Source organism: Ligilactobacillus sp. WC1T17, from assembly GCA_900110005.1.
In the GTDB taxonomy this organism is placed as follows: domain Bacteria; phylum Bacillota; class Bacilli; order Lactobacillales; family Lactobacillaceae; genus Ligilactobacillus; species Ligilactobacillus ruminis_A.
Window position 1 is genome coordinate 15,889 of record FOCC01000013.1, and the last position, 16,774, is coordinate 32,662.

18 protein-coding genes are annotated in these 16,774 nt (G+C 40.1%); 8 read left to right on the top strand and 10 right to left on the bottom strand.

Annotated features, from left to right (window positions below; translation table 11 throughout):
• The first annotated feature begins 81 nt into the window (after positions 1 to 81).
• On the top strand, positions 82 to 369 hold the full coding sequence (locus BMX26_RS07970) for a hypothetical protein (RefSeq protein WP_075530904.1): 288 nt from the start codon (positions 82 to 84) through the stop codon (positions 367 to 369).
• A 59-nt stretch (positions 370 to 428) separates the two neighbouring features.
• Here the strand turns inward: BMX26_RS07970 and BMX26_RS07975 are convergent, their stop codons facing one another.
• The 8 genes from BMX26_RS07975 to BMX26_RS08005 form a co-directional block, all read right to left on the bottom strand.
• Entirely contained in the window at positions 429 to 1,178 is a 750-nt protein-coding gene (locus BMX26_RS07975; RefSeq protein ID WP_075530905.1) for a carboxymuconolactone decarboxylase family protein, read from the bottom strand.
• A 40-nt stretch (positions 1,179 to 1,218) separates the two neighbouring features.
• A complete protein-coding gene (locus BMX26_RS07980; RefSeq protein WP_075530906.1) occupies positions 1,219 to 1,566 on the bottom strand; it encodes a cyclophilin-like fold protein in 348 nt (115 codons plus the stop codon).
• Between the two features lie 108 nt (positions 1,567 to 1,674).
• Positions 1,675 to 1,935, bottom strand: a complete 261-nt coding sequence (locus tag BMX26_RS07985) for a hypothetical protein (RefSeq protein WP_075530907.1) — start codon at positions 1,933 to 1,935, stop codon at positions 1,675 to 1,677.
• A complete protein-coding gene (locus BMX26_RS09915) occupies positions 1,932 to 2,057 on the bottom strand; it encodes a hypothetical protein (RefSeq protein ID WP_412771410.1) in 126 nt (41 codons plus the stop codon). The genes BMX26_RS07985 and BMX26_RS09915 overlap by 4 nt, the downstream gene beginning before the upstream one ends.
• Positions 2,058 to 2,193: 136 nt before the next feature.
• Positions 2,194 to 3,531, bottom strand: a complete 1,338-nt coding sequence (locus BMX26_RS07990) for a M20 family metallopeptidase (protein WP_075530908.1) — start codon at positions 3,529 to 3,531, stop codon at positions 2,194 to 2,196.
• Between the two features lie 16 nt (positions 3,532 to 3,547).
• Entirely contained in the window at positions 3,548 to 5,020 is a 1,473-nt protein-coding gene (locus BMX26_RS07995) for a YfcC family protein (RefSeq protein WP_412771411.1), read from the bottom strand.
• 315 nt (positions 5,021 to 5,335) lie between these two features.
• Positions 5,336 to 5,647: a hypothetical protein gene (locus BMX26_RS08000; protein ID WP_075530910.1), complete on the bottom strand. Its 312-nt coding sequence runs from the start codon at positions 5,645 to 5,647 to the stop codon at positions 5,336 to 5,338.
• Between the two features lie 203 nt (positions 5,648 to 5,850).
• On the bottom strand, positions 5,851 to 6,375 hold the full coding sequence (locus BMX26_RS08005) for a GNAT family N-acetyltransferase (RefSeq protein WP_075530911.1): 525 nt from the start codon (positions 6,373 to 6,375) through the stop codon (positions 5,851 to 5,853).
• Between the two features lie 237 nt (positions 6,376 to 6,612).
• Here BMX26_RS08005 and BMX26_RS08010 point away from each other — a divergent pair, with 237 nt between their 5' ends.
• Together BMX26_RS08010 and BMX26_RS08015 are read left to right on the top strand one after the other, a co-directional pair.
• Entirely contained in the window at positions 6,613 to 8,079 is a 1,467-nt protein-coding gene (locus BMX26_RS08010; RefSeq protein ID WP_075530912.1) for a C69 family dipeptidase, read from the top strand.
• Between the two features lie 241 nt (positions 8,080 to 8,320).
• The gene (locus BMX26_RS08015) at positions 8,321 to 9,187 is read left to right on the top strand and encodes a YitT family protein (RefSeq protein ID WP_075530913.1); all 867 of its coding nucleotides are present in this window, start codon (positions 8,321 to 8,323) and stop codon (positions 9,185 to 9,187) included.
• Positions 9,188 to 9,246: 59 nt separating this feature from the next.
• Here BMX26_RS08015 and BMX26_RS08020 read toward each other — a convergent pair whose 3' ends face one another.
• A complete protein-coding gene (locus BMX26_RS08020; RefSeq protein ID WP_075530914.1) occupies positions 9,247 to 10,467 on the bottom strand; it encodes an RNA-guided endonuclease TnpB family protein in 1,221 nt (406 codons plus the stop codon).
• Between the two features lie 738 nt (positions 10,468 to 11,205).
• On the opposite strand from BMX26_RS08020, the gene BMX26_RS08025 reads away from it, so the two are divergent.
• From BMX26_RS08025 to BMX26_RS08035, 3 genes are all read left to right on the top strand, one after another.
• Positions 11,206 to 11,586: a TnpV protein gene (locus BMX26_RS08025; protein ID WP_075530915.1), complete on the top strand. Its 381-nt coding sequence runs from the start codon at positions 11,206 to 11,208 to the stop codon at positions 11,584 to 11,586.
• 237 nt (positions 11,587 to 11,823) lie between these two features.
• The gene (locus BMX26_RS08030; RefSeq protein WP_075530916.1) at positions 11,824 to 12,738 is read left to right on the top strand and encodes an ABC transporter ATP-binding protein; all 915 of its coding nucleotides are present in this window, start codon (positions 11,824 to 11,826) and stop codon (positions 12,736 to 12,738) included.
• Positions 12,735 to 13,631: an ABC transporter permease gene (locus BMX26_RS08035; protein ID WP_075530917.1), complete on the top strand. Its 897-nt coding sequence runs from the start codon at positions 12,735 to 12,737 to the stop codon at positions 13,629 to 13,631. The genes BMX26_RS08030 and BMX26_RS08035 overlap by 4 nt, the downstream gene beginning before the upstream one ends.
• A 68-nt stretch (positions 13,632 to 13,699) precedes the next feature.
• Here the strand turns inward: BMX26_RS08035 and BMX26_RS08040 are convergent, their stop codons facing one another.
• Complete coding sequence (locus BMX26_RS08040) at positions 13,700 to 14,725, bottom strand: MobA/MobL family protein (protein ID WP_225355229.1); 1,026 nt, start codon at positions 14,723 to 14,725, stop codon at positions 13,700 to 13,702.
• 158 nt (positions 14,726 to 14,883) lie between these two features.
• On the opposite strand from BMX26_RS08040, the gene BMX26_RS08045 reads away from it, so the two are divergent.
• Together BMX26_RS08045 and BMX26_RS08050 are read left to right on the top strand one after the other, a co-directional pair.
• Positions 14,884 to 15,303, top strand: a complete 420-nt coding sequence (locus BMX26_RS08045) for a hypothetical protein (RefSeq protein WP_225355230.1) — start codon at positions 14,884 to 14,886, stop codon at positions 15,301 to 15,303.
• An 87-nt stretch (positions 15,304 to 15,390) separates the two neighbouring features.
• Positions 15,391 to 16,689, top strand: coding sequence for a tyrosine-type recombinase/integrase (locus BMX26_RS08050; RefSeq protein WP_075530918.1), 1,299 nt, complete (start codon positions 15,391 to 15,393; stop codon positions 16,687 to 16,689).
• The last annotated feature ends 85 nt before the right edge of the window (positions 16,690 to 16,774 follow it).

Sequence of the window (16,774 nt, forward strand, 5' to 3'; positions counted from 1 at the left end):
TAAAAAATATGAAAGGGTGTTTACCAATCAATTCCATCCTTTAGCAGCTAAAAAAACGTTTCTTTCCAAGATCTGAAAGGGATGAGTTTTGTTGTCATTGATAATATCGGTATTTGGAAAAATAAAAGTAAGCGCTACATTTCTGAAGTCAAATTCTTTTATCAAGACAGTTTTGAAGCACTCGTTGAAATTGTCAATAACTCAGCCTTTTATTATTTCACGACCAATTTAACACCGCAAAATGAAATTTTGCGTAATCCCAATAATGACCGCGTCCGTATTCCTATCAGCGACGAAGAAGCTTCATTGCCTTTTTACGCTAATTATCTGTTAAGCGAAAAAAAGCGCCTGACTCCTCTCATCAAATAATTGTCTGCGCTGTGGCCAAATTGATAAAAAAGGATTCGCCGCTGGCGAATCCTTTTTTACTAGTCTTCTAATTGATTATATTCTTCATCTGAAACAGGTTCTAACCATTCGTTAGAAGTATCTTCACCTGGAACGGCAAAAGCTAAATGGCTAAACCAAGAATCCTTCTTAGCTCCATGCCAGTGCTTAACGCCTGCTGGAATTTCCACAATATCACCTGGCCTCAAACTTTGCGCCGACTTGCCTTCTTCTTGGTACCAGCCTTCGCCATCAACGCAAATCAAAATTTGACCGCCGCCCTTGGAAGCGTGATGAATATGCCAGTTATTGCGGCAACCAGGTTCGAAAGTCACATTATGAATAGCAATTGGATTATTTGGATCTGTTAATTCACTATTCAAATATGATTGGCCTACAAAATACTGAGCATAAGCATCATTTGGCTTGCCTAAACCAAAGAAGCCGCCGTGTACTTCGTCATTATCTTCAGTCCAAATATCTTTAGCCAGGTTAAAGACTGCCCAAGCAACGGGCCAGCCGGCATAAAAGGCAGCATGGGTAATAATCGCTGCAATTTCTTTTTTCGTTACCCCATTTTTTTTAGCTGTCTGCAAGTGGAACTGAAGCGAGCTGTCTGCCAAGCCTCGGCCCATGAAGACTGAAATCACAATGATACTGCGGGTCTTTTGATCAATATCTTGATTATTCCAATTTTCTCCAAATAAAACATCATCATTAAAGTGAGCAAATTCAGGTGCAAAGTCTCCTAACCTGTCACGCCCTGCTGTTTGAACAATTTTTTTACTCATAACTGCTTACTCCTCATTTTAATATATACCATATACTTAATTAAATCTTGCTGAAGGTAATCGCACTTGTCAGCATACCTTCAAAAAATGAAATATCATTGTCAATATGCCCTAAAGGCTCCTGTTCAAAAATTTCGCCATTTTGTTGATACAAAATAACTAAACTGCCTAAAGGCGGCCAATAGGACATATCACCAATTGCATAATTCATATTTTGAGCTTCTCTTGTGGGCAAGGCACCTCTGCCTAAACGGGCACACATTTCCAGGCCATAGAGATTTTGCATATTGAAAGTTTGGGGCAGACTGTCCCACAATTTTTTCGCCGCCGCATTATCTTTTAACTTGGCTACAACTTCATGTCCGGCAACGCTAATTTTAACCTGCATTCCTCCCCCTTTCAATTTCATTATAATGGCCTTAAATCAACTATTACAAATACTTATCTTAAATATATATCCATACCAAAAAAGCATGATTACGAGACTTGCCGGCTTTTATGACAACATTTTTAACAACTTAATAGCCGCTTCAAGGTCTGCATCAGAAACATCTTTCAATAAATCAGCATAATACGTTGCCTCTCTTTGGTGCATTTCTCGGTGAATATCAGCGACTAACTGACCTGAAGGCGTAATTTCCAAATAAACTGATTTTTTGTTATTTTGCTGATATTTTTTTAATAACAGCCCCTCTGCTGTCAATCTTTTAACATAGCGTGAAATCATTTCCTGCGAAATTTCCAAGTCTTGTGTCAACGCTTGATAAGCTGTCGGCTCTTTTTTTCAGCAATTATCGCCTGCACAAGCTTATGGCGTCTCATTTCACCTGCTTGGCAAAAGACTTTAATCGCTCCATTTAATTCTTCAAAATTGGACATTTAAATCCTCCTCTTATATTACTAGTAATATAATTATAAAAATGTCCCTGAAATGCAAGCTTAATTAAAGCCCTGTTTGATTGGGAAATAAAACTCTAACCTAAAAAAAAGCTGCCGGTTATGGCAGCTTTTTATTTTAATCAACACACAATTTTTTGACTGCTTCAGCAAAAATGTCCATCGCTTTAAACATGTCATCAACAGGCCACTGTTCATTGGCTTGGTGCATATAATCAGGTGTCTTAGGCAGCATCCCGCCAAAAGCTACACAATTAGGCATAGTCCGAGCAAAGGTTGCACCGCCACTAACCTGCGGTTGCGCCGTCATATCACCGGTATTTTTCTGATAGACCTGCATCAATGTTTGTACTAAAGCCGTATCTTTTGGCACATACAAAGGAGCTAAATAATCAAAGGGTTCATAAATCAAGTCATAATCTTTCACTTTTTGACGCAACCGGTCCAGTAAAGCTTCATGGTTAATGGTAACCGGCACTCTTAAATCAATCTGCATACGGGTTTCCTTTGGAGTGATTTTTAAACTTGAAATATTAAAAGTTAAATGACCTGATTCATCCTGCACATCACCTAAGAGATTTTTGCCTGTCGCATCTTCTTTGAAGCACTTGCCAATAAAATCTAACGGTAAAAAGCCCTCAAAAACATCATCCAAAGCGCAGGCTAACCTTAAGACCGCATTAACACCTTTAGGTGCTAGCATCGCATGAATAGCTTTGCCTTCCACCACAATTTTGCTATCTTCTTCATGGTAGGCAAATCCCCTTTTTGCTAAAGCCGCTTTGACTTCAGCTTGTTTAGAGCCAAAATATTCAGCCCGGTCAGGAACCGCATTGAAGGCACTGCCGGTATCAACCGTAATTTCATCAGACCCCGGTCCTACCAGATAGGCTTGTTGCAAACCTTTTTCAGCATAGGTTACAGGGAAACTGGCATCCGGCGAAAAGCCCTGCGTAATCGATTCTTCTTTTTTATTATATTGTGCAATACCCCGCCATAAAATTTCTTCATCGGTACCAAAAATAAAGCGAATCTTTTGCTTAAATTTAAAGCCGCGATTCTCCAAGGCTTTCACGGCAAATAAAGCTGCCACTACCGGGCCCTTGTCATCTTGAGCACCCCGGCCATAAACCGCATTATCAATAATTTCACCTGAAAATGGATCATGAATCCAAGTGCTTAAATCACCTGCAGGTACCGTATCCACATGTCCAATAATGCCAAAGGTTTCTTTACCGCTGCCGGTTTCAGCATAACCATAATAACCGTTTGGATCTTGGTAAGTCTGATAACCTAACTCTGCACAAATTTTGAGTATTTCTGCCAGCGCCAATTTAATCTTAGGGCCAAAAGGAGCACCAGGCTCTGCTGGTTCATTATATGAAGGAACAGCAATCATTTTTTTTAAAGCTTTTAAGGCAGCCTCTCTATCAGCTGCTTGAACTAATTCTGACATTTTTTCTGCCTCTTTTCTAAAGTACTGCTGCAATGCCCAAAAAGACACAACTGATAACAAACAAAATAACCATCAATTTAGCAATCCATTTCCACCAAACACTGACATTAACGTGAGCAATCGCCATCGCCCCCATCAAAATACCAGATGTCGGGGTAATCAAGTTAATCCAGCCTGAAGCTGCTTGATAAGCTGTAATGACCAAACTGCCTGAAACGTGGCAAAAATGGCCTAAAGGTCCCATAATACCCATGGTAGCAGCTGCCAAACCAGAAGTTGATGGAATCAAAAATGACATTGGAATATAGAAGATATAAGTCAAAATAATAAAGGCACTTCGTGATAAACCGCTAAGACCTACTTCACCCCAATGCAAAACTGTCGCGGTAATCATCCCGTTGTTCATCACAACCTGAATCCCACGAGCGACCGCTACAATAATTGCAACACTGAGTAATTCACCCATGCCTCCCATAAAAGCATCGATAAATTCACTTTCCGACATATGAGCTACCAGCATCACTATGATTGACATCACAATAAATAATAAGGTAATTTCATTGAAACACCAAGTTCCTAAAGCCGGCAGGTCTTTGCCGATTAAAATGCCTAATACCGGCAGGTTGTGCAGCCAATCAGTCAAGGTATTAAAGAAGGTCCAATGTGAATTTAAATCAGTCCAGGGCACCAACCCCATAATCATAATGATAAAGGCTAAAGCAAAGAGCCATAAAACCCGCTTTTGCACCTTGGTCAAAGGCTTAACTTCGGCATTATCAGCCATAAAACGTTTTTCATCTTCCTTGCGTTGGGCATAGACCAAGGACTTTGTCGGATCCTTTTTAATCTCGCTGGCATAATGCATCACATACAAAATACTGATTGTTGTCACAATTACCAGTAAAATTAACCGCGTTACCAAGCCATCACCTGGCGAAATCTTCAAAGTGGCTGAAGCTACTCCGGTCGCAAATGGATCCACTGTAGCTGCTAAAACACCGACTTGTGTCCCAACTAAAGCTACTGCTACAGCCACAATTGAATCAAACCCGCACCCCATCATCACAGGAATCAAAAGCGGATAAAAAGCCAAAGTTTCTTCTCCCATACCATATGTTGTCCCACCTAAGGCAAAGACAATCATTAAGATTGGAATCAAGCTGCGTTCCCGTCCTTTATAGCGGTGGACGACCGCGGCAATCCCATTGTTGAGCGCACCGGTTTTGTTGACAACCCCTAAAAAGCCGCCAATAACTAAAATAAATAATGAAATCTGAATCGCACCTTCAGTTTTACTGTCGCCAATCATCCCAACGACCATGGCCATAAAAACGTCCCAAATTCCTTGCGGATGCGATGCTACTTGATGATAAGTGTGCGCAATAATATTACCTGAAGCATCGGTAGCATACTTGCCGGCTGGGATAATCCAGGATAAAACGGCTAAAATAATAATAATGAAAAATAAAATCGTAAATGCTGAAGGCATTTTAAAACGATGTTTATTTTCTGTTGCATTTTCCAAAATGCTCACCTCTTTAAAAGAACTTTAGTGAATTAATTCACTTATATATTTATATTATACAGCTCCGGTAACCGTTTACATAGATAAAAAGTAATTATATTTTATTTTTTAAAACTAGCTTTTTGCAAAATGTTTTTGTCATCTTTTTATAATGACAAGCTTAGCCAAAATTAAGCATCTCGTTTTTTTATTCTTTTTTTCCACAGCATTGCATACTACAGTTAATTAAAATCAGCAACTAAATAAAAAAAGATGGCTAATCAAAACTAGCCATCTTTTTTATTTGATTTTGTGCTTATTCATCTTTTCTTCAAAGATGTCGGTCACAATTTGCCGTAATTCTTCACGTTCTTTTTCAGGCAAAGCGCCTTTCTTTTTAGCTACCGCATAAAGCTCTGGATTTTGCTTAGCAAGCCGTTCAACGGTCTTAGTCGTAGCATGCTTTCTGACAAGGAAGGGAATCTTTTTAATCCATTCAGCCGGAACCAGCGCTAAAATTTTTTCAGCGGCTTCCTTATCCGTAATCTCAGCGGTTGAAAGGCCGGCTTTAATTTGGGCTTGTTCTTCTTTGGTAAAATCTTCTAAATTCATGGCCATACCCCATTTCTCAACTTTTTATCCATCATACACCAAGTCAGTACTAAAAGAAATGATTCAGCCTCTTATGAAATTCAAAAAAACAGGATAATCCAAAATTAAATTATCCTGTTTTTCTTACTTTAATGTTTCTTGTCACTACTAGCATTAATCTTAATAAATGCTTGGCCAACCTTCAAAAATATTTAGCAAAAGTCTCAAATATCTAAAGCATACCAATAATCTTTTTGATGATCTTTGCCAATGGTAAGAACATGTTCGCCTGCTTTTTTAAAACCATACCGCTCATAAAAATGGCGAGCTCGATCATTATGTTCCCATACACCCAGCCACACCGTTTTCACCTGTGACTTTTTAGCTTTATCTAGGGCCTTATCCATCAAGTAGCCGCCTAAATGCTGGTTCCAATATTCAGGCAGCAAATAAATCCGCTGTAACTGCATCGCGTTTTCAAACACCGCGTCCGTTTGTGCATCCTTCCAATTAAGCTTTAAATATCCGATAACCTTATCATCCAGCTTTAAAAAATAAGTCTTGCTGTTTTGATTCTGCAATTCCCTAATCAAGACAAATACCTGATAAGCTTCATCTGTATATTTTTTAACTTCGCTAGCGTCATGATAAGGTCCAAACATCGCCGTAAAAGAAGCCGTTGCAACCTCTTGCAGGGTTAAAACATCGTTTTTCTTATCAGCCAGGGCCGGTATAATTTCAATTTTCATGGTGAATGCCCCTTTTATTTAAGATAAATTCGATTATAAGCGCTTTCATTAACGAAAGCAACTATTCATTTTTATTTAAAAAACTACTCTTATAAAAAACATAAATACTGGCTAATTTCAACTGAATTAGTTATTTTTCAAAATATAAAACTAATATTATTTAAATATAAATTTGACATTTTTTAAATGTAAGCGTTAACATGCTTTTGAGGAGACTTACGCTAAGGAGGAATTTTTATGTATCCACTTAAAAATGCTGCAGGTTTAGCAGCTTTTACTATTACACTTGGCCTGGGGGGTTCGGCCAAGGCCTGTACAACTATTTTAGTCGGCAAAAAAGCCAGCCAAGACGGCTCAACCATCATTGCCCGCAACGAAGATGTTGACACCGCTTGGGCTAAACATTTTATTGTCCATCCAGCTACCAATAATGGACCTACGACATACGTTTCCAAGTCTAACAGTTTTACCGTTACCCTGCCTAAACAAGCTTTGCGCTACACCGCTACGCCAGACTGGGAAAAAGAATCCGGTCAATATCAGTTCGGTGAAGCCGGCATTAACAGTGCCAACGTCACGATGAGTGCTACTGAATCAGGAACCACTAATAAAAAATCTCAAAAGGCTGATCCTTTTGTCAAAAATGGCTTAGCTGAAACTTCCATGCTCGATGTAGTCTTGCCTTATATTCATTCCGCTAAAGAAGGGGTTCAATACCTGGGGCATATCATCGAAACCAAGGGATCTGCTGAAAATAATGGGGTTATCTTCAGCGACAAAGATTCAATTTGGTACATGGAAATCGGTGCAGGTCATAAATGGGCAGCTGTGCGCGTTCCTGACAACAAATACGCCGTTATCCCTAACCAAATGATGATTGGCAGCCTTAACTTGAAGGATTCAAAAAATTACCTGGCTTCCCCTGATTTGGTTAAATTTGTTAAAAAGCACAAATTAAATGGCCTTAAAAACGGCAAAGTCAACTTTGCCAAAGCTTTCGGGACTAATAACAAAGAAGATTCCGTCTACAACCGTCCACGTGTCTGGGATGGTCAACGTATTTTGACCCCGAGCAAAATACAATCCATCACTCAAAAACATTTTACAATGTTTATGAAGGCTGATAAAAAGATTACGGTCGCTAATGTACAAAAAGTCTTAAGCTCTCACTTTACCGGCACTAAATATGATACCAACGGCAAATGGGTCGGCGTCTACCGTCCTATCAACGTGCCAACTGATGTTGAATCCCACATCTTGCAAATCCGCAACAATGTTCCAAGTTCCATCGCTGCTGTCCAATGGTTAGCCATGGCTTCACCAGCTACCAGCGTTTATGTGCCATTTTACACAAACGTAAACAATACTCCAAGCCAATATCAAAAAGGAACTTCGACACCGGATAATACTTCAGCTTACTGGACATACAAGGAAACGAAGATTTTAACTGATTCTTACAAAGACAAATTGGTTAATAAAGATGTCACCAAGGTTCAAAAGAAAGTCAAAAAGCAACTCAATGCTAACTTAAAAGATACTACGCAAAAAGCCCAATCATTATCAGGTTCTCAATTGAACAATTTCTTATTGCAGGCTAACCAAACTAATGCTGATTATGCTCAGAGTCAATTTACCAAACTTAACCAGCAATTGATGATTGATGCCTCTAAGCAAACTAAGATTGTGCAAGATAAGAATCTTTAAAAATAAATGCTAAAAGAGCCCTAAGCCAACTGTGTTTAGGGCTCTTTTGAGTATTTTTGAAGTTGGCTGAATAAAAAATTACTTTTTTGTCCTGAGAAAGCTGGCTTAATTGCTTCTAAAAGGCTAAAATAATTTTTGGGTGAGTTTTTTTGATGAAATTTGAAAATCAGCGAAAAAACCTGCTAAGATTAAAGTAAAGCAATGGAATCGCTTACAAAAACAAAGTGGGAGTTTTTTTATTATGAATAACCTTAACCTCAAAGACAGCAAACAAAAAATCTGGCTTAAACTACTTATGGCTCTTTGCTACGGCATCCTTTCGGCCATGGCTATTAATATTTTTTTATCACATGCTAATTCTTATTCTTCCGGTCTCTTAGGGGTATCCCAACTCATACAAGCCTTGTTCTTGCAAGCAGGAATTCACGTTAGCATGAGTCTTTTAGTGGCTCTTTTGAACATACCGCTCTTTGTTTTTGCCTGGTATGAATTCGGCTTTAGCTATATTTTATTCTCCGTTTTGGCCGTTGGTTTTAATATTATCTTCCTTAAATTCATTCCTGAGATTGCTTTAGTGCATGATCAATTGACCAATACCGTTGTGGGAGCCGGTCTTTTAGGAATTGGCATTGGGCTTTGTTTTAACCAAGGTTTTACCACAGGTGGATCGGATATCATCGTAACTTATTGTCAAAAAAAGCTGCATAAAAAAGTCGGCATTCTCAACAGCTTGGTTAATGGTTCCATTTTAGTTGTCAGTGTTATCTGTTTTGGACCCAGTCGCCTGGTTTACAGCATGATTGGGATGTTGGTAACAAGTTTGATGATGGATCATACCTTCGTTTTGCAAGAAGATGTGTCCGTTACAATTTATACGAAAAAAACCGAGCTCATTGCTGCTCAGCTGCGAACCTTTGGTCACGGGGCTACCCTTTTACATGGGACAGGTGTTTATACCAATCAGCCTACCGATGTTATCTTAGTCTGCACCCCTAAAGCTCAGCTGAATGAATTGCGTAAATTAATCCACACGGTTGACCCGGATAGTTTCATCAGTATTTCACGTAGCGATGTGGAATTTGGCACTTACCGGCACTACTCTCTTTAAGTGAACTACTCGGCCATAAATGACCGAGCTTCTGGGAACACGAAGTAGTATTCAGGATGTTACACTGGTATTCCAGCCACCTGACTTACAGAACTCCGCTGTTTTACCAAGGCCAGTTCCTGACCGATGGCATTTAAACCTTTATACAGGATGTTAACTGCCGCATTGACATCCCGGTCGTGGTGAATACCGCACTTCGGACATGTCCATTCGCGGACTTCCAGCGGTTTTTTTCCGCTGTTAAAGCCGCAGTTCGAACAGATCTGACTGGTGTAATCAGGCTTCACGACGACTAATTGTTTGCCGTACCAAGCACACTTGTATTCCAACATTGTGCGAAATTGGTACCAGCTGGCATTGGCAATTGATTTGGCTAGGTGGTGATTCTTTTGCAGATTCTTGGTTCTCAAATCTTCAATTACAATCACGTCATAGTTCCTGACTAAATCAGTTGTCAGCTTGTGGAGGTAATCTCTGCGTTTATTGGCAATCCGTTTCTGACAGCGGGCTTTATTGACCCTTGCACGCTGCCAGTTGGAATAATCATCAAGATCTTCCAAATGGTCAGAGCGGTTGTGATTCCAGTTCCACACCTGACATTGAGCGAGATAACGGCGTCTAGAATATTTGCGTTTCCATTGGACGGCCTGTTTTTCCAACCGTTTTGCATTAAACGTGCCGTACTTGACGCCGTCAGAACTTATTGCCAGATCGGCGAGACCCATATCCAGACCAACGGCTTGATGAGTCTTAGGCAGCTGATTAACCTCTGCTTCAACCATCAACGACAGATAGTAACGGCCTGTCGGTTCGTAACTGACGGTATAACGCTTGATCTTAGCATCGCCGACACGACCTGTTTTGCTTGTGCGGATTGCGCCCAGTTTGGGCAATTGCATTCTCCGTCGGGCAAGCACTTTACAAGTCGAACGTCCGGTATATGATTGACGTAATGAGTGCCGGTTCTTAAAATGCGGATAACCACCCCGATGTCTGAACAGCGTGTTGAACGCCTGAGCGAGATTGTGGTTTACAACCTGAAAGCTGGTGGAATCACTATCCTTAAGAAACGTATACTCACGCTTGAGCGGTTTCAAAAGATAGTTCATGCCGTACTCGTTGATGAAAAGACTGTTCGGATTGTTTTGATAGCGTTCCTTAGCCATCTCCAACATCTGATTCCAAACGAAACGGTCATTGCCGAACATTTGCCATATCTGTTCCCGTTGAGATTGATTGGGATATAATCGCAGTTTTATTCCCTTAACGACTTTGGTCATCTATGTTCACCTCTTTTCGACGTTGAATATGTCTTTCATATTAATTATCGTATCACAAAAAAGACCATCTTACTAGACGGTCTTCGAATTCGTATGCCAAACAGTCAAGATGCAATTCATCACGTCCTTAAAAGAACATGTTTTCTTGCACAATTTTAATAAATTTTTCAACCACACACTGAGTGCCATACAAATACCGCATACTGCCTCCATATACTTTTGGCAAGTTCGCAAATGGAACTCCAAGTAGCTTAGTTTATTTTTTACAATACCGTTACGCTTTCAACATGGCTCGGTTGTTCAACGAAAAACATACTCAACCTCTATTGTACAAGGAAATGGTGGAACGCACCTTTTCCCTTAAAATCCAGTGGTTCGAGCCCGTGAGAACCATGAATTGTCCTATAATTTGTATAGGCAAACAGGATAAAGCTCTGTTCCTTAAACTTCATTTTTCATGTCATCCCTGCAAATTTGAATTTGAAAACCATAAAATTATGAGTGATTATTGCTCTCCATAGGTTATCAATAAAATCCTCCAAAAGCCTTGAAAATAAAGGATTTATCGCAATGTGTTCGCCTTATCCCTTTATATGATTTCACACAAGTTTACTCTTTCCCTGCCTGCTTATAAGGGCAAAATCAAGGGCAAGAAAGTCTCATAACAAGATATAACAGAGTGTGGCAATCGGAGAACTGTGACATATGTGCGAATATATTATAACGGAGGATTTTTTAATGGACAAGTATATTTATGATGAAAGCAATGGTTTATGGTATGAGTTGCAGGGGGATTATTATATTCCTTGCCTTACTTTACCAGCTGAAAAAGAAAACAAACCTATCAGTTTGTGGGGGCAGCGACACAAACACTACTTACAGGAACATAAACGGACGGTTTATATTTCGCTGCTCACAAGCGGCGAATTGAATAATTACCTTGCCGATATTGACGAACAAGCAACGGAAATGATGTTTCGATTGGTTGAGCAAATGGCTGACAAGGAGGGCGTGACCGAACAACTTAAAGTAGAAAACCCGATGTTGTGGGTTGGTCGAATGAATGAGATACAGGCAAGAGCACGAGAAATTGTATATGCCGATATTATCTATAAGTAAAAAATGTAACATATAGAATATTAAAATTGTGGCAGTCAAAAATTAAAACTTTGTCTGCCACAATTATGATTCGATGTGTTCTCTTTCATAATGACTTTGGCAATTCATTATGCTATAATGAATTTAATTTACGGTATCGCACTGCATCTACTAATTTGGAGTTCGATTAGAACAGGAAAAGATTATATTGATTGCTCTCTATGCGAGATTAAAACCGATTATACAGGAGGAAATTGAATGAGCAATATTATTCAAATCAATAATCTTAATAAAAGTTTTGGAAGTTTAAACGCTGTTCAGAATTTGAGTTTTCGTGTGAAAAAAGGAGAGCTGTTTGCCTTTCTTGGTATCAATGGGGCAGGAAAATCAACTACAATCAATATTATGTGTGGACAACTGTCGAAAGACAGTGGAAGCGTTTTTATTGATAAACACGATTTAGATAAGGATATGGACTATATTAAGCGTGAACTGGGTGTAGTTTTTCAATCATCTGTCTTGGATTCTGCCCTTTCTGTTTATGATAATTTGGAAAGTCGTGCCGCTTTATATGGCATTACTGGAATGGAGTTTAAGAAACGACTTGAGGAACTGGCGAAAATATTAGATTTTGAAAACTTATTGAAACGCACCGTTGGTAAATTATCAGGAGGACAACGCCGAAGAATTGATATTGCAAGGGCTTTGTTTCATAAGCCTAAAATCCTTATTCTTGATGAGCCGACAACAGGGCTTGATCCGCAGACACGCCGACTTATTTGGAATGTTATATCAAGTTTTCGCAAAGATGAAAATATGACTGTATTTTTAACTACGCACTATATGGAAGAAGCTGCGGAAGCTGATTATGTTGTAATCATTGATGATGGGAAAATATCCGCAGAGGGTACTCCGCTTGAATTAAAAAATATTTATACTGGGGATTACATCACAATTTATGATGTAGATGAAAAGGATATTAAAGAACTTGATGTAGAATATGAGCAAATCCGAAACGGTTATCGCCTTTCTGTACCGAATACAAAGGCTGCAACTGAATTGATTATTCGTAATCCGCAGTTGTTTAATGATTACGAAATAACAAAAGGAAAAATGGACGATGTTTTTCTTGCTGTTACGGGCAAAACATTGGTGGGAGGTGCAGAAAAATGAGTATGGCTTTCATTCTTATCAAAAGAAATATCAAATTGTTTTTCAAAGATAAGGGAATGTTCTTTACCTCTTTGATAACGCCTGCTATATTGCTTGTACTTTATGTGACTTTTCTTGGGAATGTGTATCGGGATAGTTTTACATCTAATTTACCTAATTCATTAAAACTATCAGAAAGCATAATAGAGGGACTGGTAGGCGGTCAACTTATCTCATCTATTCTTGCTGTTTCGTGTGTAACGGTTGCTTTTTGTTCTAATTTTTTAATGGTGCAAGATAAAGCAAATGGTACGATAAGAGATTTAAGAATATCTCCTGTGAAGTCAGCTACACTTTCGCTGAGTTATTATGTTGCAACCTTGCTTTCAACACTTATTATTTGCTTTGCTGCAACGGGTATCTGTCTTACTTATGTGGCTATTGTCGGTTGGTATATGTCGCTCGCAGATATATTCTTTTTGTTTCTTGATATTTTACTCCTTGTTTTGTTTGGAACAGCATTATCTTCGATTATTAATTTTTTCTTATCAACACAAGGACAAATTTCAGCGGTAGGCACAATCATCAGTGCGGGATATGGTTTCATTTGTGGTGCATATATGCCTATTTCTTCATTTGGAGAAGGGCTGCAAAAAATAATCTCATTTTTGCCGGGTACTTATGGTACATCACTTATCCGAAATCATACAATGCAAGGGGCGCTTGCCGAAATGCAAAATCAAGGTATTCCAACAGAGGTTATTGAAAAACTAAAAGATTCCCTTGATTGCAATCTTTATTTTTTCGGAAGTCAAGTAAATATCGGAACGATGTATATGATACTTGGAATCACTATTTTGGTATTGATTGGAATTTATATTTTGTTAAACAAATCAAAAAAATATAACTGTTAATTTTGTAGCTGCAAATGATTATGTATGCCGCCGCTATGGGTAACTCCATAACGGCGGTTTTTCAATGTCTATCGGCTATCTCTGTCAATGGATTTTTTATGCTGTCTTTGCGGCGGTTTCTGCTTGTTGCGTTCCTGTATCTCACGCAGATGTTTTAACACGCTCTGCTTTTCGGGAGGTCTGTGCTGTTCTTTAGCGGCGGCTGTCGGTTTCCTGCTGACTTGATATTCCCACTCGGCAAGGTCACGGTTGTACTGTTCTACAACGCTTTCCATTTCTCGGAAAGTCCTCATAAAAACTTGTACATCGGGATAACCGTCCGCTTTGAGTGTATCGGGGATTTTATCCAACCTGCCGGCAATCTCCGCTTCAGTTTCTTTGATTTTTACCTCCAACGCTTTTCGTTCTTTGCCTTTGAAAAGCCCCTTTGTTTCGGCAAGCTGCTGTTTCAACTGCGGCAAAACTTTATCCTGCAAGTTTTTAATTTCCCTTGCCTTATCCTGTACCTTTATCATCAGATTTCGCATATGACGGAACTCTGCCATATCAATATCAAGTGTAGGCTTGGGTGGCATATCCTTTTCACGGATAAGGTTTTGCAGAAAATCTTTTGCTTTTGCCACAATCCCACGGAACAGATTAGGCAGCCAGCCTTTGCTTTTGATAGATTGGCTTGCTTTTTCGTGTATCTCGGTCTGCTTGACTTCTAAAATTTTTGCTTCGGAAATACCCGATATGAGTGCCATATCCGCTGTCCTGTTCCATTCCTGCCTTGCGGCGTTATCCGCTTCAATCTCTGCGGCTTTGGGATTGTTCTTACCGATTTTCTTCGTGGGAAGATAAACGCTGTTCTTATCAAAGACCTTTAACTGCTGTTCGGGATCGGAGATATGCCGATTGATAAGGTCGGTGTAAATCTCCTTTACCTCCCGAAGAAAAGGCTCACTTTTGAATTTATCATCTTTCACGGTAAAAAGGTGGCTTTCATAAATTTCTCCCTTTTTTATGACGGTGCAGCCTTTTCGTATCTGCCCGTCCGCCCCTGTGATTTCTTTCTTGGTGCGTACCCTTTTGCCTGTTTCATCATAGAACACGCTGCGTGTGGCTCTCTTGATGTCAGGCTCAGGAAGCAGTTTTCTTTCGCTGAAGATAAGATGGATATGATAATTGGTTTTGCGTTTATTGTGGTGGAGGGCTGACAGGACTTTCCGAAGATAAGGAATATGACAGCCGCACTTTATGTGCAAAGGATATGGAGGAACATATCAAAAATTATCTTGATACTGTTTCTTCTGTGGTAAAGGGAGAACCGCACCAACAGCTGCTCACGACATTCCTCGGAAAGATGATTGACCTCTATACGGTTATAACTTATCACTTTGCAGACGCTATGGCTGAGGTTGACCGTGTAGCGGAGGACGAGGGCTTAAAGCAGTCCTTACGCCGCTATGCGATTGAGTCAGGGGCGATTATGGAAAGAGTTTACCGTAAAGAAATGGAACTTCCTATCGAGGATATGAAACAGTTTTTAGATGGAATTTTACATATCTACGATGAGGGACGCACCGCTGTAAAGATGGGCGACCTGTTCGGGATAGTGACAGCAGCCGAGGAAAGGGTTGCTGAAAAAGAAAATTTCCGTGGCACTTTGACAAGTGAAAATGCCGATTGACATTCATCGGCATAAGTAACCTTATTACTTTACGCACACCATATGTCACAGTCCCGATTGCCACGGATAGAAAGGGGAAATTTATCTATGGCAAAAGGTTCTGTAAGAAAAAAAGGTAAAAAGTGGTACGCACGCTTCTACATCGAAGATGAAAGCGGCAGAAAAGTACAGAAAGAGTTTGTGGGAACAGAAAGCAAGTCTGAAACAGAAGCCCTGCTCAGAAAAGCAATCGCTGACTATGAGGAAAAGAAATTCGTTGCGAAGTCTGAAAACATCACAGTTGGTATGCTGCTCGATCTGTGGGTGGAGGAAGAACTGAAACCCGGCAATCTCAGCAATGGTACGGTAATGTCCTATCAGGGAACGGTCAACCGTATCAAACAGCACCCGATAGGAAAACGAAAGCTGAAAACCGTAACTGCCGACCATTTACAGGCGTATATAGATTTTCTCAGCTTTGGCGGTACAAATCCTGACGGTACAACCGCAAAGGCACTCAGCAAATGGTATCTCCGATTGTTTTCGGCTGTTTTGCAAGGGGCGTTCCGTTTTGCAGTATTCCCGAAAAGGCTGATAACCTTTAACCCGATGCAGTATGTGGTATGGCGAGGAAAGAAAGAAGAATACGAACTGTTCTCGGACGAGGACGGAGAAACTGCTTCCACACCAACGCTCAGCTACGAACAGTATCAGAGATTAGAGGACTTCCTGAAAAAGAAAAACAATCCTGCACTTCTTCCTATACAGATAGCCTATTATACAGGCTTGCGTATTGGAGAGGTTTGTGGTCTGACTTGGCAGGACATCAACCTTGAAGAACAATATCTGACAGTACGCCGCAGTATGCGTTACAACGGGGCAAGGCACAAAACAGAAATAGGGGCAACAAAGCGTAAAAAAATCCGCACCGTGGACTTTTGCGATACGCTTGCCGCAATCCTGAAAACTGCGAAAACAGAACAACACAAAAACCGTTTCCGATACGGGGAACTGTACAGCCTTAATTACTATTTGGAGGTCAAAGAAAAAGACCGCACCTATTATGAGGTTTACAGTCTGCCGAGGTCGGAAGAAGTCCCAGAGGGATACAAGGAATTATCCTTTGTCTGCCTTAGACCTGACGGGGCATTTGAAGCACCGAGTACGGTGGGGATTATGTGCAGAACAGCAAGAAAAAAGGTGGAGGAATTGGAGGATTTCCACTTCCATATGCTCAGACACACCTATACAAGCAATCTGCTTTCAAACGGTGCAGCACCTAAAGATGTGCAGGAACTTCTCGGACACGCTGATGTTAGTACCACAATGAACATTTACGCTCACGCTACAAGGGAAGCGAAGCGTACTTCCGCAAGACTGCTGGATAAGGTAATCGGCGGAGAATAAAAAATTTCCCTTGTTTCGGCTCATAAGGGCAAAAACAAGGGAAAATACATAAGGTTTGAACATTTAATAGGCGATATGCCTTGAA

Excerpts from the sequence above, each read along its gene's own strand:
- BMX26_RS07970 (WP_075530904.1), top strand. The coding sequence starts at position 82 with ATGAGTTTTGTTGTCATTGATAATATCGGTATTTGGAAAAATAAAAGT.
- BMX26_RS07975 (WP_075530905.1), bottom strand. The coding sequence starts at position 1,178 with ATGAGTAAAAAAATTGTTCAAACAGCAGGGCGTGACAGGTTAGGAGAC.
- BMX26_RS07980 (WP_075530906.1), bottom strand. The coding sequence starts at position 1,566 with ATGCAGGTTAAAATTAGCGTTGCCGGACATGAAGTTGTAGCCAAGTTA.
- BMX26_RS09915 (WP_412771410.1), bottom strand. The coding sequence starts at position 2,057 with ATGTCCAATTTTGAAGAATTAAATGGAGCGATTAAAGTCTTTTGCCAA.
- BMX26_RS07990 (WP_075530908.1), bottom strand. The coding sequence starts at position 3,531 with ATGTCAGAATTAGTTCAAGCAGCTGATAGAGAGGCTGCCTTAAAAGCT.
- BMX26_RS07995 (WP_412771411.1), bottom strand. The coding sequence starts at position 5,020 with ATGCCTTCAGCATTTACGATTTTATTTTTCATTATTATTATTTTAGCC.
- BMX26_RS08000 (WP_075530910.1), bottom strand. The coding sequence starts at position 5,647 with ATGAATTTAGAAGATTTTACCAAAGAAGAACAAGCCCAAATTAAAGCC.
- BMX26_RS08005 (WP_075530911.1), bottom strand. The coding sequence starts at position 6,375 with ATGAAAATTGAAATTATACCGGCCCTGGCTGATAAGAAAAACGATGTT.
- BMX26_RS08010 (WP_075530912.1), top strand. The coding sequence starts at position 6,613 with ATGTATCCACTTAAAAATGCTGCAGGTTTAGCAGCTTTTACTATTACA.
- BMX26_RS08015 (WP_075530913.1), top strand. The coding sequence starts at position 8,321 with ATGAATAACCTTAACCTCAAAGACAGCAAACAAAAAATCTGGCTTAAA.
- BMX26_RS08020 (WP_075530914.1), bottom strand. The coding sequence starts at position 10,467 with ATGACCAAAGTCGTTAAGGGAATAAAACTGCGATTATATCCCAATCAA.
- BMX26_RS08025 (WP_075530915.1), top strand. The coding sequence starts at position 11,206 with ATGGACAAGTATATTTATGATGAAAGCAATGGTTTATGGTATGAGTTG.
- BMX26_RS08030 (WP_075530916.1), top strand. The coding sequence starts at position 11,824 with ATGAGCAATATTATTCAAATCAATAATCTTAATAAAAGTTTTGGAAGT.
- BMX26_RS08035 (WP_075530917.1), top strand. The coding sequence starts at position 12,735 with ATGAGTATGGCTTTCATTCTTATCAAAAGAAATATCAAATTGTTTTTC.
- BMX26_RS08045 (WP_225355230.1), top strand. The coding sequence starts at position 14,884 with ATGGAGGAACATATCAAAAATTATCTTGATACTGTTTCTTCTGTGGTA.
- BMX26_RS08050 (WP_075530918.1), top strand. The coding sequence starts at position 15,391 with ATGGCAAAAGGTTCTGTAAGAAAAAAAGGTAAAAAGTGGTACGCACGC.